The following is a 23,624-nucleotide window of genomic DNA, read 5'->3' on the forward strand; positions in this document are numbered from 1 at the left end:
TGCATGATGCGAGGTAGCCAACAGACCGAGATGACTCATGCTGGACGAGCTACTTCGCCGGGTAAGCAATCACACCCCTCATCGGCTTGAAACTGACGGGCGTTTCCCCGAGGCCGCGGTGTTGGTGCCGATTACCCGCAGCGACGAACCTGAGCTGATTTTGACCCTGCGCGCCAGCGGCCTGTCGACCCACGGCGGCGAAGTGGCGTTCCCCGGTGGGCGGCGTGACCCGGAGGACCCGGACCTGATATTCACCGCGCTACGTGAAGCCGAAGAAGAAATCGGCTTGCCGCCCGGCCTGGTGGAAGTCATCGGCCCGTTGAGCCCACTGATCTCCTTGCACGGTATTCGTGTAACGCCCTATGTCGGTGTTATCCCTGATTACGTTGAATACCTGGCCAATGACGCCGAGATTGCCGCCGTGTTCAGCGTGCCCCTGGAGTTTTTTCGCCAGGACCCGCGCGAACATACCCACCGCATCGATTACCAGGGCCGCAGTTGGTATGTGCCCAGCTATCGGTTTGGCGAGTACAAGATCTGGGGGCTGACGGCAATCATGATCGTCGAGTTGATCAACCTGCTCTATGACGACACCCACATCAGCCTGCACCAGCCGCCCAAGAGTTTCATCAATACCTAAGCCATCGTTTGAATGGCACCGCCGTGAGGACACACCATGAAATACCGCCTGGGCGACGCCCGCGTCGAGACTCACCCGCACAGCTGGGTGGCGCCGAATGCCACGCTGGTCGGCAAGGTCAAGCTGGAAGAGGGCGCCAACGTGTGGTTTAACGCGGTGTTGCGTGGCGACAACGAGCTGATCCTGATCGGCAAGAACAGTAATGTGCAGGACGGCAGCGTGATGCACACCGACATGGGCTATCCGCTGACCCTGGGCACTGGTGTGACCATCGGCCACAACGCCATGCTGCATGGCTGCACCGTCGACGACTACAGTTTGATCGGCATTAACGCGGTGATCCTCAACGGCGCCAAGATCGGCAAGCATTGCATCATCGGCGCCAATTCGTTGATCGGCGAAGGCAAGGAAATTCCCGATGGCTCGTTGGTGATGGGCTCGCCGGGCAAGGTGGTGCGCGAGCTGACCGAGGCGCAAAAACGCATGCTCGAAGCCAGCGCCGCGCACTATGTGCATAACGCGCAGCGCTATGCGCGTGACCTGGTTGAGCAGGAAACATGAACCCGATTGAACGGCCTGTTGCCTCACCGTGCGTGAACATTTGCGCGCTGGACGATGACGACGTGTGCACCGGTTGCCAGCGCACGGTGGGCGAGATCACGCGCTGGAGCCGCATGGACAATGCCGAACGCCGGGTAGTGCTGGGGTTGTGCCATGAGCGGGCGAAGGCGAGTGGGTTGGTGTGGATGATGCCCGGTAAGTCGGGTGCCTGATAGACCGCTTTCGCGAGCCAGCCCGCTCCCACATTTGATCGTGTTTATCCTGTAGGAATAGGGTCAAAGTGTGGGGGCGGGCTTGCTCGCGAAGAGGCCCTGCCAGACGATATCCCTTTATTTGTGTACCCTGTTGCGCATTACCCACAGGCCAATCCCCTCATGTTCTTCCTGATCGCCTACATCAGCAGTGTCGTGCTGATTAACTTCGCCTTTTCCACTGCACCGCACTTGGATGTCATCTGGTCGGCCTGGGGCGGCCTGGTGTTTATCCTGCGCGACATGGTGCAAACCCGCTTCGGCCACGGCGCGATTATCGCCATGCTGGCGGCGTTGGTGCTGTCGTATATCACCTCCGACCCGTCTATCGCCCTGGCCAGCGCCACGGCGTTTGCCGTGTCCGAGTGCATCGACTGGCTGGTGTTCAGCATCACCAAGCGCCCGCTGCACGATCGCCTGTGGATAAGTTCGGCGCTGAGCATTCCCATCGATACCTTTATCTTCTTTGGCCTGATCGGCGCGCTGACGCCAGCGGTGGCCGGCACGGCGTTGGTGTCGAAATTCGCCGGGGTCACCGTGGTGTGGCTGATCATGGCCTGGCGCATGCGCAAACGCGCCGTCGCCAACTGAGGCCAATTCTTGCAGTTCATGTAAAATGCCGGCCTTTCTCCCCATGATCCGCTCCCCTGAGGACCTGAGATGACCCGAATCGGAACTCCATTGTCGCCAACCGCGACCCGCGTTTTGCTGTGTGGCTGCGGTGAGCTGGGCAAGGAAGTGGTAATCGAACTGCAACGCCTGGGCGTTGAAGTGATTGCCGTGGATCGCTACGCCAACGCGCCGGCCATGCAGGTCGCGCACCGTAGCCACGTGATCAACATGCTCGACGGCGCCGCCCTGCGTGCGGTGATCGAAGCCGAAAAGCCGCATTTCATCGTGCCGGAAATCGAAGCCATCGCCACCGCTACGCTGGTGGAGCTGGAGGCCGAAGGCTTCACCGTGATCCCGACCGCGCGTGCCACCTCGCTGACCATGAACCGCGAAGGCATTCGCCGCCTGGCCGCCGAAGAGCTGGACCTGCCGACCTCGCCGTACCACTTTGCCGACACCTTCGAAGACTACAGCAAGGCCGTTCAGGATCTGGGCTTCCCCTGCGTGGTCAAGCCGGTGATGAGTTCCTCGGGCAAGGGCCAGAGCCTGCTGCGCAGCACTGATGACGTGCGCAAAGCCTGGGATTACGCCCAGGAAGGCGGGCGGGCGGGTAAAGGCCGAGTGATCATCGAAGGCTTCATCGACTTCGACTACGAAATCACCCTGCTGACCGTGCGCCACATCGGCGGCACCACCTTCTGCGCGCCGGTCGGCCACCGTCAGGAGAAGGGTGACTACCAGGAATCCTGGCAGCCGCAAGCCATGAGCCCGATTGCCCTGGCGGAATCCGAGCGGGTGGCCAAAGCCGTGACCGAGGCGCTGGGTGGCCGTGGCCTGTTTGGCGTGGAATTGTTCATCAAGGGCGATCAGGTGTGGTTCAGCGAAGTGTCGCCGCGCCCGCATGACACCGGTTTGGTGACGCTGATTTCTCAGGATCTGTCGCAGTTCGCGCTGCACGCTCGCGCCATCCTGGGGCTGCCGATTCCGTTGATCCGTCAGTTCGGGCCTTCGGCTTCGGCAGTGATTCTGGTGGAAGGGCAGTCCACCCAGACGGCATTCGCCAACCTCGGCGCCGCCTTGAGCGAGCCGGACACGGCGTTGCGTCTGTTTGGTAAGCCAGAAGTGAATGGTCAGCGTCGGATGGGTGTGGCGTTGGCGCGGGATGAGTCGATTGAGGCGGCTCGGGCGAAGGCTACCCGTGCTTCCAAAGCTGTTGTCGTAGAGCTGTAACCGAGGCGCGCCTTTCGCGAGCAAGCCCGCTCCCACAGTTGACCGCATTCCTACAGGATAAATGCGGTCGAATGTGGGAGCGGGCTTGCTCGCGAAGGCGGTCTATCAGGCGACCTTGTTCAAATCATTATCCCGCGTCTCTTTCAGGCACAGCACAGCAATCAAGCTGAGCAACGCTGCTGCCGACACATACCCGCCGACATAACTCAGCCCGCCCATCGCCACCAGCTTGGTCGCGAAGAATGGTGCGGCCGACGCACCGACAATTCCCCCCAGGTTATACGCCGCCGAAGCGCCGGTATAACGCACGCGCGTCGGGAACAGTTCCGGCAGCAAGGCGCCCATCGGCGCGAAGGTCACGCCCATCAGGAACAGCTCCAGCGCCAGGAACAACGCCACCGCCCAGGTCGAGCCGTGGGTCAGCAGCGGTTCCATGGTGAAGCCCGACAGAATCGCCAGCACTGCGCCGACAATCAGCACCGGCTTGCGCCCGTAACGATCACTGGCCAAGGCTGCCAGCGGTGTGGCCAAACCCATGAACAACACCGCAAAGCACAGCAAGCCAAGGAACGTTTCGCGGCTGTAGCCCAGGGTGGAAACGCCGTAGCTCAGGGAAAACGCGGTGGTGATGTAGAACAGTGCATAACACACCACCATTGACGCCGCGCCCAGCAGTACCGGCAGCCAATGCTGGCTGAACAGTTCCACCAACGGCACTTTCACCGGTGCTTCTTTGGCCACGGCGTTGGCGAACACCGGGGTTTCATGCAGCTTCAAGCGCGCATACAGGCCGACCATCACCAACGCTGCGCTGAGGATGAACGGGATGCGCCAGCCCCAGCTGCGGAATTGCTCGTCGTTCAGGCTCATAGCCAGGATCAGGAACAAGCCGTTCGCGGCCAGAAAACCAATCGACGGGCCGAGTTGCGGGAACATGCCGAACCAGGCGCGCTTGCCCTTTGGGGCGTTCTCGGTCGCCAGCAATGCCGCGCCACCCCATTCCCCGCCAAGCCCGAGGCCCTGGCCGAAACGCAGCACACACAACAGAATCGGGGCCCAGGCGCCGATGCTGTCATAGCCCGGCAGTAAGCCGATCAGCGTGGTGCACACGCCCATCAGCAGCAACGAGGCGACCAGGGTTGATTTGCGCCCGATACGGTCACCGAAGTGGCCGAACAGCGCCGAGCCCAATGGGCGTGCGATAAAGGCGATGCCGAAGGTCAGGAACGACGCCAGCATCTGCGCGGTGCCGGAGGTCTGCGGGAAGAACACCGGGCCGATCACCAGCGCAGCAGCCGTGGCGTAGATGTAGAAATCGTAGAACTCGATGGCGGTGCCGACGATGCTTGCGGTCGCGACCCGTGCGGTCGAGTTGAGCGGGGCGGCGGTCGCTGCCTCGTTATAGGTGGTGCTCATTGAGGTATCCCTGGCAGTCATTGCGCGTTTGGACGCGGATTATTATTGGTCGAACACCCATGGATCAGGGGGCACGCGGGGCGGCTCGGGATGGGAGCAAACACCGGTCAGACACGGTAAAGCGGTGCCTGGACGCGCTGAGTGCGGGTAGCACGCGGTCGGGCGGGGCTTGGGTAAGCCAAGCCGATTATAGGAAGGGGTTTGAGCAGACAACAAGGGGCTCAATCACGATCTATCAAACGCTGCAAATCAACTGTGGGAGCAAGCTCGCTCCCACATTGGATTGTGTTATGCCAAGAGGTTATGCGGCGACCGGCATGCGGCTGGTGTGCCAGATCAGCACTTTGCTCACGCGGTTGTCTTCGGTCTCGAGGATTTCCAGGCGATAGCGGCCGATTTTCAGGCACACCGCGCAATCCGGAATGGTCTCCAGCGCCTCGGTGACCAAGCCATTGAGAGTCTTGGGGCCGTCGCTGGGCAGGTGCCAGCCCAGGCTCTTGTTCAGTTCGCGGATCGAAGCGGCGCCGTCGATGATGTAGCGGCCATCCGCCTGCGCTTCGATATGCGGGTTGTCCGCTGCCTGATCGCTTTCGAACTCGCCGACGATCTCTTCGAGAATATCTTCCAGGGTGACGATGCCCAGCACTTCGCCGTATTCGTCCACCACCATACCCAGGCGCCGCTGCTGTTTATGGAAGTTCAGCAGTTGCAGTTGCAGAGGCGTGCTCTCTGGGACGAAGTAGGGCTCGTGACAGGCCGCGAGCAAGGCTTCCTTCGTCAGGCTGGCGTCGGGCAGCAGGTGTTGGATCTGCCGCGTGTTGAGCACAGCTTCGACCTGGTTGATATCGCTGTGGAACACTGGCAAGCGGGTGCGCTGGGAGGTGCGCAGTTGCTCGATGATTTCTTCGAGCGAATCATCCAGGTTGATGCCGTCCACTTCACTGCGTGGCACCAGAATGTCGTTGACCGTGATGTTGTCCAGTGCATGGATGCCGGGCATGCCGGGCGTGCGATTGTCGTCGGCCTCGGGCTCCGGTTCATCGTCGTGATCAGGCAGTGGCTCGTCGCTCTTTTTCACCACGCCGGATTTGCGCGCGAACGGGCGCAACAACAACAGGCTGATGCCATTGAGCAGCCACGCCAGGGGGTAGAGGATTTTCAGCGGCACGCCCAGCAGTGCATTGCCAAAGCCCAGTACGGCCTGAGGGTGACGAACGGCGAGGGTGCGCGGCAAGTAGTCGGCGAGCACCAGCAAAATCGCGCAAGAGATCAGCCAGCCGAGCCACGGGCCGTTCTGCGCCCAAGCGTAGATCGCTAGCAGCGTACACAGAATTACCACGGCGGCGCGACACAGGCTGTTGCATAGAATCAAGCTGTGACGCGGGAAGTTGAGGCGGGCGGCAGCCTTGTCGCCCTGGCGTGTACCGGGGCGAAGGGCCAGCAACTGCTGTTGCGCGGCCTCGATGGCGGTAAACAGCGCCGCCCATAACACCAGTAAGGCGATTACTGCGAGCATCGGCCCAAGGGGCAAGTTGTCCATGATCGCTGCCCGTCAGATATGCAGGATGTATTCGCGAACCAGCTTGCTGCCGAAATAGGCCAGCATCAGCAGGCAGAAACCGGCCAGGGTCCAGCGGATCGCCTTGTGCCCACGCCAGCCGAGGCGGTTACGCCCCCACAGCAACACGCTGAACACCACCCACGCCAGACACGCCAGCAGGGTTTTGTGCACCAGGTGCTGGGCGAACAGGTTTTCGACGAACAGCCAACCCGAAATCAGCGACAGCGACAGCAACGTCCAGCCGGCCCACAGGAAACCGAACAGCAGGCTTTCCATGGTTTGCAGTGGCGGGAAATTTTTTATCAGCCCGGACGGGTGTTTGTTTTTCAGCTGGTGGTCTTGCAGCAGTACGAGCAATGCCTGGAACACCGCGATGGTGAACATGCCGTAGGCCAGGATCGACAACAGGATGTGGGCGAGGATGCCCGGTTCTTCGTCAATCACCTGCACGGTGCCGGTCGGTGTGAAGTGCGCCAGCAACACCGTCAGCATACCCAGCGGGAATAGCAGCACCAGCAGGTTCTCGACCGGAATGCGGTAGCAGGCCAGCAGGGTCAGTGCGATAACGGAGGCCGCAATCAGGCTGGCGGCGCTGAAAAAATCCAGGCCCAGGCCGACCGGCGTCATCAAGTGGGTGTACAGGCTCGCAGCGTGGGCCAGCAGGGCGACGACACCAAGGCCCACCAACAGGCGTTTGTCCGCCTTGGCGCCTTTGGCCAGGCGAGTGCCCTGATAAAGAGTCGCAGCGGCATATAAGACGGCGGCGGCGAGGCTGGGTAGCAAACTGGGTGACAAGGGGACCATAAATCCTGATAGACAAGCCCGAAAGGCGCTGAGTTTGGCACACACCTGCGCTGCACGAAAGACTCCTGGGCCAGACAGCGGGTGTGCACAGGCGCAGTCTTCGCTATAATCCGCGACCTGCCCACGCCGCAGGCTCGCCGAGCGCTGTTTTTAATAGCGATTTACCACAGCCTGGGCCGTCATTACCTCGGTCTACCAATGCACTTCGTTGAATAGGGCCTGAAAGGATCGCGCATGTTTGAAAACTTGACTGACCGTCTCTCGCAGACGCTGCGCCACGTAACCGGCAAGGCCAAGCTGACCGAGGACAATATTAAAGACACCCTGCGTGAAGTACGCATGGCGTTGCTGGAAGCCGACGTGGCCTTGCCTGTGGTCAAGGACTTCGTCAACTCGGTCAAGGAACGTGCGGTCGGCACTGAAGTGTCCCGCAGCCTGACTCCGGGCCAGGCCTTTGTGAAGATCGTGCAGGCCGAGCTCGAAAGCCTGATGGGCGCGGCCAACGAAGATTTGAACCTCAGCGCCGTGCCGCCGGCCGTCGTGCTGATGGCGGGTTTGCAAGGTGCGGGTAAGACCACCACCGCCGGCAAGCTGGCGCGCTTCCTTAAAGAGCGCAAGAAGAAATCCGTGATGGTGGTCTCGGCCGACGTGTACCGTCCGGCGGCCATCAAGCAGCTTGAAATGCTTGCGGGTGAAGTGGGCGTGACCTTCTTCCCGTCCGACCTGAGCCAGAAGCCGGTCGACATTGCCAACGCAGCTATTAAAGAAGCCAAACTGAAGTTCATCGACGTGGTCATCGTCGATACCGCCGGTCGCCTGCACATCGATGAAGAGATGATGGGCGAGATCAAGGCGCTGCATGCCGCGATCAACCCGGTCGAGACGCTGTTCGTGGTCGACGCCATGACCGGCCAGGATGCGGCCAACACCGCGAAGGCCTTCGGTGATGCACTGCCGCTGACCGGCGTGATCCTGACCAAGGTCGACGGCGACGCCCGTGGCGGTGCTGCGCTGTCGGTACGTGCAATCACCGGCAAGCCGATCAAGTTCATCGGCATGGGCGAAAAGAGCGACGCGCTCGAGCCGTTCCACCCTGAGCGTATTGCCTCGCGTATCCTCGGTATGGGCGACGTGCTCAGCCTGATCGAGCAGGCCGAAGCCACGCTCGACAAAGACAAGGCCGACAAGCTGGCCAAGAAGCTGAAGAAGGGCAAGGGCTTCGACCTCGAAGACTTCCGTGATCAGCTGCAACAGATGAAGAACATGGGCGGCCTCGGCGGCCTGATGGACAAGCTGCCGAACATCGGCGGTGTGAACCTGGCGCAAATGGGCAATGCCCAGGGCGCGGCAGAGAAGCAGTTCAAGCAGATGGAAGCCATCATCAACTCCATGACCCCGGCCGAGCGCCGCGACCCTGAGCTGATCAGCGGTTCGCGTAAGCGTCGGATCGCCATGGGTTCCGGCACCCAGGTGCAGGACATCGGTCGCTTGATCAAGCAGCACAAGCAGATGCAGAAGATGATGAAGAAATTCTCCGCGAAAGGCGGAATGGCCAAGATGATGCGCGGCATGGGTGGTATGTTGCCCGGCGGCGGCATGCCGAAAATGTAAAGTATTCGAGCGCAAGCACGCTTGCGCTCCGACCCACACGGAAGTGGGATCTCCAGCAAACCCGCCATTGGCGGGCGCTGACTCGCCGTTTTAACCGACGGCTCTATAGCAGATCTGAGTGGCACGCTGATAGGCGCCAGAAAAAGACATTTGCAAAAGTCCGGATATTCCTTAGAATATGCGGCCTTTCGGGCACCTATGCCCGCTGTGCATTTAGATTTGCAGCACCGACTACAGGAACGATGTTCACATGCTAACAATCCGTCTTGCCCTTGGCGGCTCCAAAAAGCGCCCGTTTTACCACTTGACCGTAACTGACAGCCGCAACCCGCGTGACGGCTCTCACAAGGAACAAGTTGGCTTCTTCAACCCGATCGCTCGCGGTCAAGAAGTTCGTCTGTCCGTGAACCAAGAGCGCGTAGCCTACTGGCTGAGCGTTGGTGCACAACCGTCTGAGCGTGTTGCTAAGTTGTTGAAGGACTCGGCTAAGGCCGCAGCCTGAGCAATATGAACGCGACGCCAGCTGTTGCCGATGATTTGATCGTTATTGGCAAGATTTACTCTGTTCATGGCGTTCGCGGCGAAGTGAAGGTGTATTCCTTTACTGATCCGACTGAAAACCTGTTGCAGTACAAAACCTGGACGCTCAAGCGCGAAGGTAGTGTGAAACAGGTCGAGCTGGTCAGTGGGCGCGGGAGCGATAAGTTCCTGGTCGCAAAGCTCAAGGGTCTTGATGATCGTGAAGAAGCGCGTCTTCTGGCCGGTTATGAGATCTGTGTGCCGCGCAACCTGTTCCCTGAATTGACCGACGGCGAGTACTACTGGTACCAGCTGGAAGGTCTGAAGGTTATTGATCAACTCGGGCAATTGTTCGGGAAAATCGACCATCTTCTGGAAACCGGCGCCAATGATGTAATGGTGGTCAAGCCTTGCGCTGGCAGCCTGGATGATCGCGAACGCCTGTTGCCGTATACCGAGCAATGCGTGTTGGCCGTCGACCTGGCAGCGGGCGAGATGAAGGTGGAATGGGACGCGGACTTCTAAGCGTGGCTAATTTGCGCATTGAAGTGATCAGTTTGTTTACCGAGATGTTCTCCGCCATCAGCGAGTACGGCATCACCAGTCGGGCGGTGAAACAGGGGCTGTTGCAGCTTACCTGTTGGAACCCGCGAGACTACACGACAGATCGACATCACACTGTGGATGACCGCCCATTTGGCGGTGGCCCGGGCATGGTGATGAAGATCAAGCCCCTGGAAGACGCGTTGGTTCAGGCCAAGGCCGCCGCCGGGGAGAAGGCGAAGGTAATTTACCTGTCCCCTCAAGGCCGTCAGCTGAAACAGGCTGGGGTCCGCGAACTGGCGAATGAGGAAGCACTGATCCTGATTGCCGGTCGCTATGAAGGCATTGACGAGCGGTTTATTGAAGCTCATGTCGATGAAGAGTGGTCGATTGGGGACTATGTTCTGTCTGGTGGCGAGCTGCCGGCGATGGTCCTGATAGATGCGGTTACACGACTGCTGCCTGGAGCTTTAGGGCATGCGGACTCCGCGGAGGAAGACTCCTTCACGGATGGTTTGCTGGATTGCCCGCACTACACCCGACCGGAGGTGTATGCGGATCAGCGTGTTCCCGACGTATTGCTAAGTGGCAATCACGCACACATCCGGCGTTGGCGTTTACAGCAGTCCCTTGGTCGGACCTATGAACGACGCGCCGATCTTCTGGAAAGCCGCTCGCTTTCTGGAGAAGAGAAGAAGCTGCTCGAGGAATACATCCTCGCGCGGGACGATAGTTAACAACGTATCGATGGTAGGTCCGACGACTTACCTTAGGAGCACAGCATGACTAACAAAATCATCCTTGCACTCGAAGCAGAGCAGATGACCAAAGAGATCCCTACCTTTGCCCCGGGCGACACTATTGTCGTTCAGGTGAAAGTGAAGGAAGGCGACCGTTCGCGTCTGCAAGCGTTCGAAGGCGTGGTAATCGCCAAGCGTAACCGTGGTGTGAACAGTGCTTTCACTGTTCGTAAAATCTCCAACGGTGTTGGCGTAGAGCGTACTTTCCAGACCTACAGCCCGCAAATCGACAGCATGGCCGTTAAGCGTCGCGGTGACGTGCGTAAAGCCAAGCTGTACTACCTGCGTGACCTGTCCGGTAAAGCAGCTCGCATCAAGGAAAAACTGGCTTAAGTCCAGCTTCCCGATGCAGAAAAAAGCAGCCTGCGGGCTGCTTTTTTGTGCCTGAAATTTGTCAATTTGCCGGTATTTCCCCATGACCACCCGCCTCGAAGAAATCCAGCGTCGCACCGACCTGTCCGTGACCCACGTGACCAAAGCCGTGTTTCCGCCGACCACCAACCACCACAACACCTTGTTCGGTGGCACTGCGCTGGCGTGGATGGATGAAGTTTCGTTTATCACCGCCACGCGTTTTTGCCGCTTGCCGCTGGTGACGGTTTCCACTGATCGAATCGATTTCAATCACGCGATTCCAGCCGGCTCCATCGTTGAGCTGATCGGACGCGTGGTCAAAGTGGGTAATACCAGCCTCAAGGTGGAAGTCGAAGTGTTCGTCGAGAGCATGAGCGCCGATGGCCGCGAAAAGGCGATCCAGGGCGTGTTCAGTTTCGTGGCAATTGATGCTGACAAACGCCCTGTGCCGGTCTTACCGGGTTTTACCGACTGACTTATTCGGCTGTGTTGTTTTCTGGTTGAATCATGGCCAGCAAGGTCCAGCCAGCTACGGGCGTCAAGTTGCTGTCCGGGGTCACCACGTGTACCCAGCCGCCGGTATCGCGGGCAAACAGCAGCGTCGCGCGGTCACCATGGAGCGCCTGGTACTGTTCCCAGCTGAAGCCTTCGGTCAGGTTGGTGCTATACAGCTCTGCGCCTTGGCCCAGCAGGCTGGCAAGTTTGGTGTAACTCAGGGGTTGGCTGCCCAGCAAATGGCCACGGTGCTCGTGGCTGGCCCGGTGTTTATCGGTGCGACGGCTTTCCTGGCTGCTGGCCAGGGCGAACAGACGATGCCCAAAATCGTGGCGAAAACGCATGGCGGCCAGGGTGTTCAGTTCGCCTGAAGGTGAGAGCGCCAGCAAATGCCCGAGGCCGACCAGATCCAAATGCGATTCGGCATGCTGTGATGCCGGGTTGCCGAAGTAGGTGGGCAGCCCTTCCATTCGGCTGGCACGGATGTTTTCCCAGCTGGAGTCGGTCAGCAGCACACGGCTGCCCAGTTGTTGCAAGGCTTTGCCCAGGATCCGCGCCGGGCCGTTCGCGCCGACGATCAGGAAGCCGCTGGGCGCAGGCTCGGCGACTTTCAGCAGGCGTGCCAACGGGCGGGCAGTGGCGCTTTGCAGGACGACGGTGCCGATAATCACGGCGAATGTCAGCGGCACCAATAACAGTGCGCCTTCATGACCGGCCTCATCCAGGCGAATGGCGAAAATCGCCGACACGGCTGCCGCCACGATCCCGCGTGGTGCAATCCAAGACAGCAGGGCACGTTCACGCCAGTTCAGGCCGGACCCGAAGGTCGAAAGCGCGACGTTCAAAGGTCGCGCAATAAACTGAATGATCAGTAACAGGATCAGTACGAACGGCCCCAAGGCAATCAGGGCGTTCAGGTCCAGGCGCGCGGCCAGCAGAATGAATAACCCGGAAATCAGCAGGACGCTGAGATTTTCCTTGAAGTGCAGGATGTGGCGTACGTCAACGCCCTTCATATTGGCCATCCACATGCCCATCAGCGTCACGGCCAGCAGGCCGGACTCATGCATCACCTCGTTGGAGGCGATAAAGATTCCCAGAACGCCAGCCAGCGTAGCCAGGTTATGCAGGTATTCCGGCAGCCATTGCCGGCGCATGATCTGCCCCAACACCCAGCCACCGGCGACTCCGAAGAGGCTGCCGCACAGGATCACGCCGCCAAAGGTCAGCAGGCTGTGACTCAAACCGTCGCCTGACGCGCGAGCGATGATAAAGCTGTAGACCACCACGGCGAGCAGCGCACCAATCGGGTCAATGACAATGCCTTCCCAGCGTAAGATATTGGCGATCGAGGCTTTTGGCCGCACGACACGTAACATGGGCACAATCACGGTAGGCCCGGTCACCAGAGTCAAGGTGCCGAAAAGCAGCGCGAGCATCCAGTCAAAACCCAGCAGCCAGTGGGTAGCCAGGGTAATGACGGCCCATGTCGACAGGGCGCCGACCGTGACAAGGCGATGCACGACGCTGCCGATCTCCTTCCATTCCGACAGGTGCAGTGTGAGGCTGCCTTCAAACAGGATCAGTGCCACGGCCAGGGATACCAATGGCATCAGCAACGGACCGAACATTTCCTGAGGATTCAGCCAGCCCAGCACCGGCCCTGCCAGGATTCCGCTGACCAACAGAAAAAGAATGGCGGGAAGTTTCAGGCGCCATGCGAGCCATTGGCAGGCCAACGCGGCGACGCCAATGCCACCAAACGCCAGCAGAATCTGTTGTTCGCTCATTGAAGCTCCCTGTTCCTTGAAATAGCGGGCTATGAAAGACTAGTGGCCGTTGTCACAGTTCACTAAATAATTTGCGCAAAGCCCTGTGCTGCGCTGCTTGAGTGCCCATGCCCGCCATTGACCATCCCCTGATCGACCGTTTCCTCGACGCCCTGTGGCTGGAAAAAGGCCTGTCGGACAACACCCGCCAGGCTTATCGCAGTGATTTGGCCCTGTTCAACGGCTGGCTGCAGGAGAAAAACCTCGAGCTGATCAACGCTGGACGTGAGTTGATCCTCGATCACCTGGCGTGGCGGTTGGAGCAGAACTACAAACCCCGTTCCACTGCGCGATTTCTATCGGGCGTGCGTGGCTTTTATCGCTACCTGCTGCGGGAAAAACTCATCGCCGTCGACCCGACCCTGCAAATCGATATGCCACAACTCGGCAGGCCATTGCCCAAGTCCCTGTCGGAAGCTGACGTCGACGCCTTACTCGCCGCGCCCGACTTGAGCGAGGCCATCGGCCAGCGTGATCGCGCCATGCTCGAAGTGCTCTACGCCTGCGGCCTGCGCGTGACCGAGCTGATCAGTCTGACCCTGGAGCAAGTCAACCTGCGTCAGGGTGTGTTGCGGGTGATGGGCAAGGGTAGCAAGGAGCGCTTGGTGCCCATGGGCGAAGAGGCGATTGTGTGGGTCGAGCGCTACCTGCGTGATGCGCGCGCTGAATTGCTCGGCGGGCGGCCCAGCGATGTGCTGTTCCCCAGCCTGCGCGGCGAGCAGATGACCCGCCAGACCTTCTGGCACCGTATCAAGCACCAGGCCAAGGTGGCCGGGATCGGCAAGGCACTCTCGCCTCACACATTGCGCCACGCATTTGCCACCCATTTGCTCAACCATGGTGCGGATTTGCGCGTCGTGCAAATGCTGCTGGGGCACAGTGACTTATCCACCACCCAGATCTACACCCATGTCGCGCGCGCACGTCTGCAGGACATGCACGCCAAGCATCACCCGCGCGGATAAAATAACGTCGGAAAAGGCCCTATTTACCCACTGTAGTCTGCCCTGCGGCCCAACTGTGGTAGGCTTTGCCGGTTAGCAAAGGGGACGGTCTCAGCCCGTATTTCCAGAACGGTGCTCCACCCCCGTCCCTGCATCTGCCTTCAGGAGTTCCCATGCGCTTGACCCAGATTATTGCCGCCGCAGCGATTGCGTTGGTTTCCACCTTTGTTGTCGCCGACGACGCCGCCGAGCAAACGATTCGCAAGAGCCTGGCCAACCTGGCGCTCGACACGCCAATCGAAAGCATCAGTGCCAGCCCGATGGCCGGGCTGTATGAAGTCAAGCTCAAGGGCAGCCGCGTGCTGTACGCCAGCGCCGATGGCCAGTACATCGTCCAGGGCTATCTGTTCCAGCTCAAAGACGGCAAGCCGGTCAACCTGACCGAGAAAGCCGAGCGCCTGGGTGTGTCCAAGCTGATCAATGGTATTCCCGTGGCTGAAACCGTGGTTTACCCAGCCATCGGCGAGACCAAGACCCACATCACTGTGTTCACCGACACCACCTGCCCCTACTGCCATAAGCTGCACGCCGAAGTGCCTGCGCTGAACAAGGCCGGTGTGGAAGTGCGCTATGTAGCCTTCCCGCGCCAAGGCCTGGGCTCGCCGGGTGACGAACAGTTGCAGGCAGTCTGGTGCTCGGCCGACAAGAAAGCCGCCATGGACAAAATGGTCGATGGCAAGGAAATCAAGGCGGCCAAATGTGCCAACCCGGTTTCCAAACAGTTTGCCCTGGGCCAGTCGATTGGCGTGAACGGTACGCCGGCCATCGTTTTGGCTGACGGCCAAGTGATTCCGGGCTACCAGCCGGCGCCACAAGTTGCCAAACTGGCACTGGGTGCGAGTAAGCAGTAATCGTCGAGCCTTGACGATCATGCCCCGCCGAACAGTCGGCGGGGCATTAATTGAGAGCCGCAGTTGTGCGGCTGTTTTCCACGGCCGACCTTGAGTCGGCCGTTTCATGGGGAGTTCTTCAGTGAAACCGGTCAAAGTAGGCATCTGTGGGTTAGGGACCGTCGGTGGCGGCACCTTCAACGTACTTCAGCGTAACGCTGAAGAAATTTCCCGCCGTGCAGGGCGTGGGATTGAAGTGGCGCAAATTGCCACGCGTACGCCAAAGCCTCAGTTCCAAACGACCGGTATTGCGATTACCAACGATGTCTTCGCCGTGGCCACCAACCCTGAAATCGATATCGTCATCGAACTGGTCGGCGGCTACACCGTAGCCCGCGAGCTGGTGCTCAAGGCTATCGAGAACGGCAAGCACGTGGTCACCGCCAACAAGGCGCTGATCGCCGTGCACGGCAACGAGATCTTCGCCAAGGCGCGTGAGAAGGGCGTGATCGTTGCGTTCGAAGCTGCCGTGGCCGGTGGCATCCCGGTGATCAAGGCGATCCGTGAAGGCCTGTCCGCCAACCGTATCAACTGGGTGGCCGGTATCATCAACGGCACGGGCAACTTCATCCTCACTGAAATGCGCGAGAAGGGCCGTACCTTCGAAGACGTGCTGGCCGAAGCCCAGGCCCTGGGTTACGCCGAAGCCGACCCGACCTTCGACGTGGAAGGCATCGACGCCGCACACAAGCTGACCATTCTGGCGTCCATCGCCTTTGGTATCCCGCTGCAGTTCGACAAGGCCTACACCGAAGGCATCACCAAGCTGACTACTGCCGACGTGAATTACGCTGAAGCCCTGGGCTACCGCATCAAGCACCTCGGTGTGGCGCGCAGCACCCCGGCCGGTATCGAGCTGCGTGTGCACCCGACGTTGATCCCGGCCGACCGCCTGATCGCCAACGTCAACGGCGTGATGAACGCCGTGATGGTCAACGGTGATGCTGCCGGCTCCACACTGTTCTACGGCGCCGGTGCCGGCATGGAGCCAACCGCTTCGTCGGTGATTGCCGACCTGGTGGACGTGGTTCGCGCCATGACCAGCGACCCGGAGAACCGTGTGCCGCACCTGGCCTTCCAGCCGGACTCGTTGTCGGCTCACCCGATCCTGCCGATCGAAGCGTGCGAAAGTGCCTACTACCTGCGCATCCAGGCCCAGGATCATCCGGGCGTGTTGGCCCAGGTGGCGAGCATCCTGTCGGAACGCGGTATCAACATCGAGTCGATCATGCAGAAGGAAGTCGAGGAGCAAAACGGCCAGGTGCCGATGATCCTGTTGACCCACCGCGTGCTCGAACAACGCATGAACGATGCCATTGCCGCCCTCGAAGCCCTGCAAGGCGTGGTCGGCCCGGTGGTGCGGATTCGCGTCGAACACTTGAACTAACCGATTTGATCCAGGGGCCCCGTGTGTTCGGCGGCCTCTGTTCGAGAATGTTTTAGAGGAGCCAGTCATGCGTTATATCAGCACCCGCGGCCAGGCACCGGCCCTGAATTTCGAAGACGTTTTGCTCGCAGGCCTTGCCACTGACGGCGGCCTGTACGTGCCGGAAAACCTGCCACGTTTTACTCAGGAAGAAATCGCTTCGTGGGCTGGCCTGCCTTACCACGAGCTGGCGTTCCGAGTGATGCGCCCGTTCGTCACTGGCAGCATTCCGGACGCGGATTTCAAGAAGATCCTGGAAGAGACTTACGGCGTGTTTTCCCACAGCGCCATCGCGCCACTGCGTCAGCTGAACGGCAACGAGTGGGTGCTTGAGCTGTTCCACGGCCCGACCCTGGCGTTCAAAGACTTCGCCCTGCAACTGCTCGGTCGTCTGTTGGACTACGTGCTGGAAAAGCGCGGCGAGCGCGTGGTGATCATTGGCGCGACCTCTGGTGACACCGGCTCGGCCGCCATCGAAGGTTGCAAGCACTGCGAAAACGTCGACATCTTCATCCTGCACCCGCACAAGCGCGTGTCGGAAGTACAGCGTCGCCAGATGACGACCATTTTCGGTGAAAACATCCACAACATCGCCATCGAAGGCAACTTCGATGACTGCCAGGAAATGGTCAAGAACAGCTTCGCTGACCAGAGCTTCCTCAAAGGTACGCGCCTGGTGGCGGTGAACTCGATCAACTGGGCGCGGATCATGGCCCAGATCGTCTACTACTTCCATGCGTCCCTGCAGTTGGGCGGCCCGGCGCGTTCGGTGTCGTTCTCGGTGCCGACCGGCAACTTCGGCGATATATTTGCCGGTTACCTGGCGCGCAACATGGGCCTGCCGATCAACCAGTTGATCGTCGCCACGAACCGCAACGACATCCTGCACCGCTTCATGAGCGGCAACCAGTACGTCAAGGAAACCCTGCACGCCACACTGTCGCCGTCGATGGACATTATGGTGTCGTCGAACTTCGAACGGCTGCTGTTCGACATGCACGGTCGCAATGGCGCCGCCCTGGCTGGCCTGATGGACAGCTTCAAGCAAGGTGGTGGTTTCAGCGTCGAACAAGAGCGCTGGACCGAAACCCGCAAGCTGTTCGACTCGCTGGCCGTGGACGACGCGCAGACCTGTGAAACCATTGCTGAGGTCTACGCCCAGACCGGCGAACTGCTGGACCCGCACACCGCTATCGGCGTGAAGGCCGCGCGCGAATGCCGTCGCAGTCTGGATATTCCGATGGTCATTCTGGGTACTGCTCACCCGGTCAAATTCCCGGAAGCGGTGGAAAAGGCCGGCGTAGGCAAAGCGCTGGAATTGCCGGAGCACTTGGCTGACCTGTTCGAACGCGAAGAGCGTTGCACGGTGTTGGCCAATGACTTGAAAGCAGTGCAGGCGTTTGTGAGCCAGCATGGCAATCGTGGTAAGCCGTTGTAAGGCTGACTGCGTAGGTAAAAGCGCCGCTTTCCCTTCCTTGGGTCAGCGGCGTTTTTGTTTCTGGCAGACCCGGCTGGCTGATCGTTATGAGAGTAGTTTTTGCGCCAGGGCCATTATTGTTCCGATAGCCGTAAACATGGCCAGGACGATGCTCACGGGGTACCAGAAATTCTCTCGGGTTATCTTTGTGAGCGTCGGCGTTGAGTTTGCGTTGCTCGGCATAGATTCGTGATATGTCAGCGTGAATCTTCTCGAGTGCCGCCTGTTCTATATCGTGTTCCAACCTCTGATTATCCTTCGTGATCAGGGCCTTTTGACATGTGCTCCTGCCCATAAGGCAGCGTGATCAGTGCTTACCGAGTATAGGATTCAGTCCTGGCCCGCGTGCCCGGTAACCCCCAAAACCGCCGCCCATTGCGTAAGCCGGTATGTGGACTCGTTTTTTGCCTGTCATGTTGCAAGCGCATGCTGGTTCACCTCACTCCCTGACGGCCCCATAAAGACGATAAAGCGAACTTTCCTACGTCATAACCAGTCACTTAGGATAGAGGCAGCTGCCGTTGAAACGATTGTTCCCGAACTATTGAGTGGTGATCGAGATGGAAAGTATCAGCCTATTGCTCGAAGAAGCACTGAGCCCTTATCAGGTTACGTTGACCGCCGCTGGCGTGCAGGGCGAGTGCCTGGTGACCGTGAAAAATCCTGTCGGCGCCATCGTTGTCGAGCGTCAAGTCGACCGCGCGCAATTGACTGACAAGCGCGTGCTGGTGGATGTGGTGGATTGCTTGCTGCGCGACTTGAAAATCGCCGAAGGACGCCTCGAACCTTCGGTTATCGCAGCCCTGCGTAACGCTGCCCAAACACGTGGCGTTGCCGCTGCATGAAGAAAAATTTAATCGTGGAAACTTCCTACGACATGGCCGGTCAGATTTTGTAACAGCAAGAGCAGACATTGTGCTCCGGTGTTTGTGGCTTGCTGTACTGGTCTTTGTAGGCCACGTTTAACCCCGAAGTGTCTCCCCACTCTTCGGGGTTTCTTTTTGCCTGCGATTTGCCCTGCGAGTGCTCAGCGCTCCGGGGAGTCCTGAAAAAAGCTCGGGTTATCGCGCAAATACTGCGCACGCATGACTGGGTCCAACCACGAAGCGTAAGACTGCTGTAGCCGCTCCTGCGGGATCTTGCGTAATACCTGATTGATCCGCGCGATAGCCTGGCGGCCTTGAGGTGTATCCGAGCAGCCGATACGCGTAAGCTGGTAAGGCGCTGAGCCCTTGATTGGATAGAACATCAGGTCTTCAGTGTTGATGCCCTGTTGAGTGGCGTGATAGCGGATTTCAGGCCAATAACCCAGCACCGCTTCCAGCCGCCCAAGGCGTTGCATTTGCAGCAAGCTGCCAAGGGCATCATTGCCGTAATGGAGCGCTAACGTGGGTGGGTCGATGCCCTTGAGCTGCTCATCGATAAAAGGGCCATAACTGCGCTCGGCGGTTGCGCCAACTCGCGCTTTATGGGAATCGAGAAAGGCCTGCAGGTCAAATTGCCCCTCGGCAACAAAGGGCGCCATTTCTGCTTGCTGGCTGCGTCGGATCGTTACCCCATTGCTGGCCACCGCGAATGCCTGGGCAGAGAACACAACGTACTTCGCACGCTCAGCGGTCCACAGCAGCGATGGGTCGCAGGTCAAGGACGCTGCCCGCAACATCTGGATGCCACGGGCACGGTTGACGTGCATCACCTTGTGACGGTATTGCGGCAACCGTTCTTGGAGCTCCGGCAGCAACTGATCCAGCGCCCCTTGGCCTTTTTGTGGCCCCTCGAAGATGGTCACTGGCGGCAAGTCGCGCAGCAGCCAGGTCAAGGTGTCCTGCGCGTGCGAGGTTGGTGGCCATACGCCGAACACCGAGCCAAGCAGGCACAGATGAATGAATCGACGCATGCGCGGGCGAGCCATCAGATCGCGCCGTCCTCGCGCAAGCGGGTAATGGCGGCCGTGTCGTAGCCCAGCGCACTGAGCACCATGCTGTTGTGTTCACCCAACTGCGGGCCGACCCACTCACAACTGCCTGGCGTGTCCGAGAGTTTGGGCACGATCCCCGGCATCTTGAAATCCTTGCCGTCGGGCAACTTGGCCTTGAGGAACATCTCCCGCGCCAGAAACTGCGGGTCACCGAGCATGTCTTCGGCGCTGTAGATGCGACTTGCCGGGACCTCAGCCTTGTTGAGCTGCTCAACCACGTGCTCCAGCGGCAGTGAGTTGACCCAGCGGTCGATCACGCCGTACAGCTCATCACGGCGGCTGTCGCGCCCGTCATTGCTGGCCAATACCGGGTCGTTGGCTAAGTCTTCGCGGCCGATGGCACTCATGAAACGCTTGAAGATCGCATCGCCATTGGCACCAATCTGCACATGCTTGCCATCGGCGCTGGTATGGATCGACGAAGGTGTGATGCCGGGCATGATGTTGCCGGTGCGCTCGCGGATAAAGCCGAACACATCGAACTCCGGGATCATGCTTTCCATCATGGCAAAAATGGCTTCATACAGCGCCACATCCACCACCTGGCCAAGCCCGCCGTTGACCTCGCGATGACGTAGCGCCATCAGCGCGCCGATCACCGCCCACAAGGCGGCGATTGAGTCGCCGATGGAAATCCCGGTGCGCACCGGCGGGCGGTCTTCGAAACCGGTGATATAGCGCAAGCCACCCATCGACTCGCCCACTGCGCCGAACCCCGGTTGGTCTTTCATCGGTCCGGTCTGGCCGAAGCCCGAAAGACGCACCATCACCAATTTCGGGTTGAGCGCGTGCAGGGTTTCCCAGCTCAAACCGAGTTTTTCCAGCACGCCGGGGCGAAAGTTTTCGATCAGTATGTCGGCGTCTGCCAACAGCTGTTTAAGGATTTTCAGGCCATCGGGGTGCTTGAGGTTGAGTGTCAGCGACTTTTTGTTGCGCGCCTGTACAAACCACCACAGCGACGTGCCTTCATACAGCTTGCGCCATTTGCGCAGCGGGTCGCCGCCGTCCGGGGATTCGACCTTGATCACCTCGGCACCGAATTCGGCACAGATGCGTGACGCAAACGGGCCGGCGATCAGGGTGCCCAATTCGATGACTTTCAGGCCGGCAAGCGGTTTGGCATTCAACGACATGAGGATCCTTAGCACGCGTGGGGCGGTGGTGTGATGCCTTTTAACATAGCCTGCGGCCCAGGGATAAGGATGATACAGCGCAGTATTCGTTGATTGCTCTCGCCATCGGTTAGACTGACCGCCTTTTCCTGTCTCTAGAAGCCCGTTCATGGCCCAGCCGTCCACGACCTACAAATTCGAACTCAACCTCACCGACCTCGATCGCTCGGTGTACGAGAGCGTCAAACAGACCATCGCCCGCCACCCATCGGAAACCGAAGAGCGCATGACCGTGCGTCTGCTGGCCTACGCCCTTTGGTACAACGAGCAATTGTCGTTCGGCCGTGGTCTGTCAGATGTAGACGAGCCAGCCCTGTGGGAAAAAAGCCTGGATGACCGTGTTCTTCACTGGATTGAGGTCGGCCAGCCTGACACCGATCGTCTCACCTGGTGTTCGCGCCGTACCGAACGCACCAGCTTGCTGACCTACGGCAGCCTGCGTGTGTGGGAAGGCAAGGTGGTGCCGGTGGCCAGCAACCTGAAAAACGTACACATCGCCGCCGTGCCCCAGGAAGTCCTCGAGACCCTGGCCAAGGACATGCCGCGCGTGATCAAGTGGGATGTGATGATCAGTGAGGGCACCATTTTCGTCACTGACGACCGTGGCCAGCACGAAGTGCAACTGCAATGGTTGGTTGGCGAACGCGGTTGAAAACTGTGGGAGCTGTTGATTTCTGAATTGTTGTTTAACCGTTGTATTAGAAGAGAAGCGCCCGTCACCCCATGCGTATCGATCCTCGCCCATTGCCCGCTGTCCTGCCGTTTCTCGGTGAATTGCCACCGCTGTTGACCCGTCTCTACGCCGCGCGCGGGGTGCAGTCGGAAGCCGAACTGGACAAGAGCCTGGCGCGGTTGATTCCCTACCAGCAGCTCAAGGGTATCGACGCGGCGGTGGACCTGCTGGTGACTGCCCTGGAGCAGCGCCAGCGCATCCTGATCGTCGGCGACTTCGACGCTGATGGCGCCACTGCCAGCACCGTGGGCACCCTGGGCCTGCGTTTGCTCGGGGCGGCGCATGTCGACTACCTGGTGCCCAACCGCTTTGAATACGGCTACGGCCTGACCCCGGAAATCGTCGCGGTGGCGCTGCAGCGCGAGCCGCAGTTGCTGATCACGGTAGATAACGGAATTTCCAGCGTCGAAGGTGTAGCGGCGGCTAAGGCGGCGGGGTTGAAGGTGTTAGTCACCGACCACCACTTGCCGGGAGATGAATTGCCAGCGGCGGATGCCATCGTCAACCCCAACCAGCCAGGTTGTGAGTTTCCCAGTAAGGCGCTGGCAGGTGTCGGCGTGATTTTTTACGTGCTGATGGCCTTGCGTGCGCGTTTGCGCAGCCAGGGTTGGTATGACAACAAACCCCAGCCGAACATTGGCGAGTTACTCGACCTGGTGGCCTTGGGCAGTGTCGCCGACGTGGTGCCCCTGGACGCCAACAACCGCATTCTGGTCCATCAGGGCTTGGAGCGTATTCGCGCTGGTCGTGCGCGACCGGGGATCAAGGCGATTCTTGAAGTTGCCAAGCGCGACCACGCCCGCATTACCTCAACCGATCTCGGGTTCATTCTCGGGCCGCGCCTGAACGCTGCCGGGCGCCTGGATGATATGAGCCTGGGCATTGAATGCCTGCTGACCAGCGACTTCGCGGCGGCACGGGAAATGGCGGCGCAACTGGACGGCATGAACCAGGACCGTAAATCCATCGAGCAGGGCATGCAGCGAGAGGCGCTCGCCCAGCTCAAGGACTTGCCGGTGGAATCCATGCCTTACGGCTTGTGCCTGTTCGACCCTGAATGGCATCAAGGCGTGATCGGCATTTTGGCGTCACGCATGAAAGAACGCTATTTCCGCCCGACGATCGCCTTCGCCGATGCCGGTGATGGCCTGCTCAAGGGCTCAGGGCGCTCTGTGCAGGGTTTTCACATTCGTGATGCGCTGGCGGTCGTCGCGAGCCAGCATCCCAACCTGATCGCCAAATACGGCGGTCACGCGATGGCGGCCGGTCTGACCTTGCCCGAGGCGAATTTCCCACTGTTTGCCGAGGCTTTTGATGCTGAAGTGCGTCGGCAGCTGCGCGAAGAAGACCTGACTGGCCGACTGCTGTCCGACGGTACGTTGGCGGTGGAAGAGTTTCACCTGGAACTGGCGCGCGCATTGCGGCATGCCGGGCCGTGGGGGCAGCATTTTCCCGAGCCGCTGTTTCATGGTGTGTTTCAGTTGGTCGAGCAGCGCGTCGTTGGCGAGCGGCACCTGAAGGTGGTGCTCAAGAGCGAATGCGGGTCAGTGAAGCTTGATGGCATTGCGTTTGGTGTGGACCGTGAGGTCTGGCCTAACCCGACGGTGCGTTGGGTGGAGTTGGCCTACAAGCTGGACGTGAACGAGTTTCGTGGCAATGAAACGGTGCAGTTGATGATTGCGCATATCGAACCGCGTTAGTTATTCGGTACGCCGCAA

At 59.7% G+C, this 23,624-nt stretch carries 24 protein-coding genes; 18 read left to right on the plus strand and 6 right to left on the minus strand.

Annotated features, from left to right (window positions below):
• Window positions 1-37: 37 nt before the first annotated feature.
• The 5 genes from FW764_RS18255 (at window position 38) to purT (ending at window position 3,294) form a co-directional block, all read left to right on the plus strand.
• Complete coding sequence (locus tag FW764_RS18255) at window positions 38-640, plus strand: CoA pyrophosphatase (RefSeq protein WP_446435065.1); 603 nt, start codon at window positions 38-40, stop codon at window positions 638-640.
• 36 nt (window positions 641-676) lie between these two features.
• Window positions 677-1,201 carry a gamma carbonic anhydrase family protein gene (locus FW764_RS18260; RefSeq protein ID WP_446435066.1) on the plus strand — a complete coding sequence of 175 codons (525 nt, stop codon included), beginning with the start codon at window positions 677-679 and terminating at the stop codon, window positions 1,199-1,201.
• Window positions 1,198-1,413, plus strand: a complete 216-nt coding sequence (locus FW764_RS18265) for a DUF1289 domain-containing protein (RefSeq protein ID WP_446435067.1) — start codon at window positions 1,198-1,200, stop codon at window positions 1,411-1,413. The genes FW764_RS18260 and FW764_RS18265 overlap by 4 nt, the downstream gene beginning before the upstream one ends.
• A 162-nt stretch (window positions 1,414-1,575) precedes the next feature.
• On the plus strand, window positions 1,576-2,043 hold the full coding sequence (locus FW764_RS18270; protein ID WP_446435068.1) for a preQ0 transporter: 468 nt from the start codon (window positions 1,576-1,578) through the stop codon (window positions 2,041-2,043).
• Between the two features lie 69 nt (window positions 2,044-2,112).
• Window positions 2,113-3,294, plus strand: a complete 1,182-nt coding sequence (gene purT / locus FW764_RS18275) for a formate-dependent phosphoribosylglycinamide formyltransferase (RefSeq protein ID WP_446435069.1) — start codon at window positions 2,113-2,115, stop codon at window positions 3,292-3,294.
• 105 nt (window positions 3,295-3,399) lie between these two features.
• On the opposite strand, the gene FW764_RS18280 is transcribed toward purT, so the two are convergent.
• The 3 genes from FW764_RS18280 to FW764_RS18290 form a co-directional block, all read right to left on the minus strand.
• On the minus strand, window positions 3,400-4,710 hold the full coding sequence (locus FW764_RS18280) for an MFS transporter (RefSeq protein WP_053257838.1): 1,311 nt from the start codon (window positions 4,708-4,710) through the stop codon (window positions 3,400-3,402).
• 301 nt (window positions 4,711-5,011) lie between these two features.
• Window positions 5,012-6,250 (minus strand): transporter associated domain-containing protein, encoded by a 1,239-nt coding sequence (locus FW764_RS18285; RefSeq protein ID WP_446435070.1) that lies wholly within the window; start codon window positions 6,248-6,250, stop codon window positions 5,012-5,014.
• 12 nt (window positions 6,251-6,262) lie between these two features.
• Window positions 6,263-7,075 carry a cytochrome C assembly family protein gene (locus FW764_RS18290; protein ID WP_407019933.1) on the minus strand — a complete coding sequence of 271 codons (813 nt, stop codon included), beginning with the start codon at window positions 7,073-7,075 and terminating at the stop codon, window positions 6,263-6,265.
• A 234-nt stretch (window positions 7,076-7,309) separates the two neighbouring features.
• Between FW764_RS18290 and ffh the strand changes: the two genes are divergently transcribed.
• The 6 genes from ffh to FW764_RS18320 all read left to right on the plus strand — a co-directional run bounded on the left by ffh (window position 7,310) and on the right by FW764_RS18320 (window position 11,377).
• Window positions 7,310-8,686, plus strand: coding sequence for a signal recognition particle protein (gene ffh / locus FW764_RS18295; RefSeq protein ID WP_010207982.1), 1,377 nt, complete (start codon window positions 7,310-7,312; stop codon window positions 8,684-8,686).
• Between the two features lie 250 nt (window positions 8,687-8,936).
• On the plus strand, window positions 8,937-9,188 hold the full coding sequence (gene rpsP / locus FW764_RS18300; RefSeq protein WP_003238923.1) for a 30S ribosomal protein S16: 252 nt from the start codon (window positions 8,937-8,939) through the stop codon (window positions 9,186-9,188).
• Window positions 9,189-9,193: 5 nt separating this feature from the next.
• A complete protein-coding gene (rimM, locus tag FW764_RS18305; protein WP_053135622.1) occupies window positions 9,194-9,730 on the plus strand; it encodes a ribosome maturation factor RimM in 537 nt (178 codons plus the stop codon).
• Window positions 9,712-10,485, plus strand: coding sequence for a tRNA (guanosine(37)-N1)-methyltransferase TrmD (trmD, locus tag FW764_RS18310; protein WP_446435071.1), 774 nt, complete (start codon window positions 9,712-9,714; stop codon window positions 10,483-10,485). The genes rimM and trmD overlap by 19 nt, the downstream gene beginning before the upstream one ends.
• A gap of 45 nt (window positions 10,486-10,530) precedes the next feature.
• Window positions 10,531-10,881 (plus strand): 50S ribosomal protein L19, encoded by a 351-nt coding sequence (rplS, locus tag FW764_RS18315; protein ID WP_003175895.1) that lies wholly within the window; start codon window positions 10,531-10,533, stop codon window positions 10,879-10,881.
• 82 nt (window positions 10,882-10,963) lie between these two features.
• The gene (locus tag FW764_RS18320; protein WP_446435072.1) at window positions 10,964-11,377 is read left to right on the plus strand and encodes an acyl-CoA thioesterase; all 414 of its coding nucleotides are present in this window, start codon (window positions 10,964-10,966) and stop codon (window positions 11,375-11,377) included.
• Window position 11,378: 1 nt separating this feature from the next.
• Here the strand turns inward: FW764_RS18320 and FW764_RS18325 are convergent, their stop codons facing one another.
• Complete coding sequence (locus FW764_RS18325; RefSeq protein WP_446435073.1) at window positions 11,379-13,187, minus strand: cation:proton antiporter; 1,809 nt, start codon at window positions 13,185-13,187, stop codon at window positions 11,379-11,381.
• Window positions 13,188-13,294: 107 nt separating this feature from the next.
• Here FW764_RS18325 and xerD point away from each other — a divergent pair, with 107 nt between their 5' ends.
• The 5 genes from xerD (at window position 13,295) to FW764_RS18350 (ending at window position 18,868) form a co-directional block, all read left to right on the plus strand.
• Entirely contained in the window at window positions 13,295-14,191 is an 897-nt protein-coding gene (gene xerD, locus FW764_RS18330; RefSeq protein WP_446435074.1) for a site-specific tyrosine recombinase XerD, read from the plus strand.
• A 152-nt stretch (window positions 14,192-14,343) separates the two neighbouring features.
• Entirely contained in the window at window positions 14,344-15,081 is a 738-nt protein-coding gene (locus FW764_RS18335; protein ID WP_446435075.1) for a thioredoxin fold domain-containing protein, read from the plus strand.
• Between the two features lie 121 nt (window positions 15,082-15,202).
• Entirely contained in the window at window positions 15,203-16,507 is a 1,305-nt protein-coding gene (locus FW764_RS18340; protein WP_446435076.1) for a homoserine dehydrogenase, read from the plus strand.
• A gap of 67 nt (window positions 16,508-16,574) precedes the next feature.
• Complete coding sequence (gene thrC, locus FW764_RS18345) at window positions 16,575-17,984, plus strand: threonine synthase (RefSeq protein WP_446435077.1); 1,410 nt, start codon at window positions 16,575-16,577, stop codon at window positions 17,982-17,984.
• Between the two features lie 599 nt (window positions 17,985-18,583).
• On the plus strand, window positions 18,584-18,868 hold the full coding sequence (locus tag FW764_RS18350) for a DUF3509 domain-containing protein (protein ID WP_446435078.1): 285 nt from the start codon (window positions 18,584-18,586) through the stop codon (window positions 18,866-18,868).
• A 182-nt stretch (window positions 18,869-19,050) separates the two neighbouring features.
• Here the strand turns inward: FW764_RS18350 and FW764_RS18355 are convergent, their stop codons facing one another.
• Complete coding sequence (locus FW764_RS18355; RefSeq protein WP_446435079.1) at window positions 19,051-19,935, minus strand: TIGR02285 family protein; 885 nt, start codon at window positions 19,933-19,935, stop codon at window positions 19,051-19,053.
• The gene (locus FW764_RS18360; protein WP_446435080.1) at window positions 19,935-21,134 is read right to left on the minus strand and encodes a CaiB/BaiF CoA transferase family protein; all 1,200 of its coding nucleotides are present in this window, start codon (window positions 21,132-21,134) and stop codon (window positions 19,935-19,937) included. The genes FW764_RS18355 and FW764_RS18360 overlap by 1 nt, the downstream gene beginning before the upstream one ends.
• A gap of 148 nt (window positions 21,135-21,282) precedes the next feature.
• Here FW764_RS18360 and FW764_RS18365 point away from each other — a divergent pair, with 148 nt between their 5' ends.
• Together FW764_RS18365 and recJ are read left to right on the plus strand one after the other, a co-directional pair.
• A complete protein-coding gene (locus FW764_RS18365; RefSeq protein WP_446435081.1) occupies window positions 21,283-21,825 on the plus strand; it encodes a YaeQ family protein in 543 nt (180 codons plus the stop codon).
• A gap of 71 nt (window positions 21,826-21,896) precedes the next feature.
• Complete coding sequence (recJ, locus tag FW764_RS18370; RefSeq protein WP_446435082.1) at window positions 21,897-23,606, plus strand: single-stranded-DNA-specific exonuclease RecJ; 1,710 nt, start codon at window positions 21,897-21,899, stop codon at window positions 23,604-23,606.
• Window positions 23,607-23,624 lie beyond the last annotated feature (18 nt).

It is taken from the genome of Pseudomonas sp. 1152_12 (assembly GCF_052850675.1).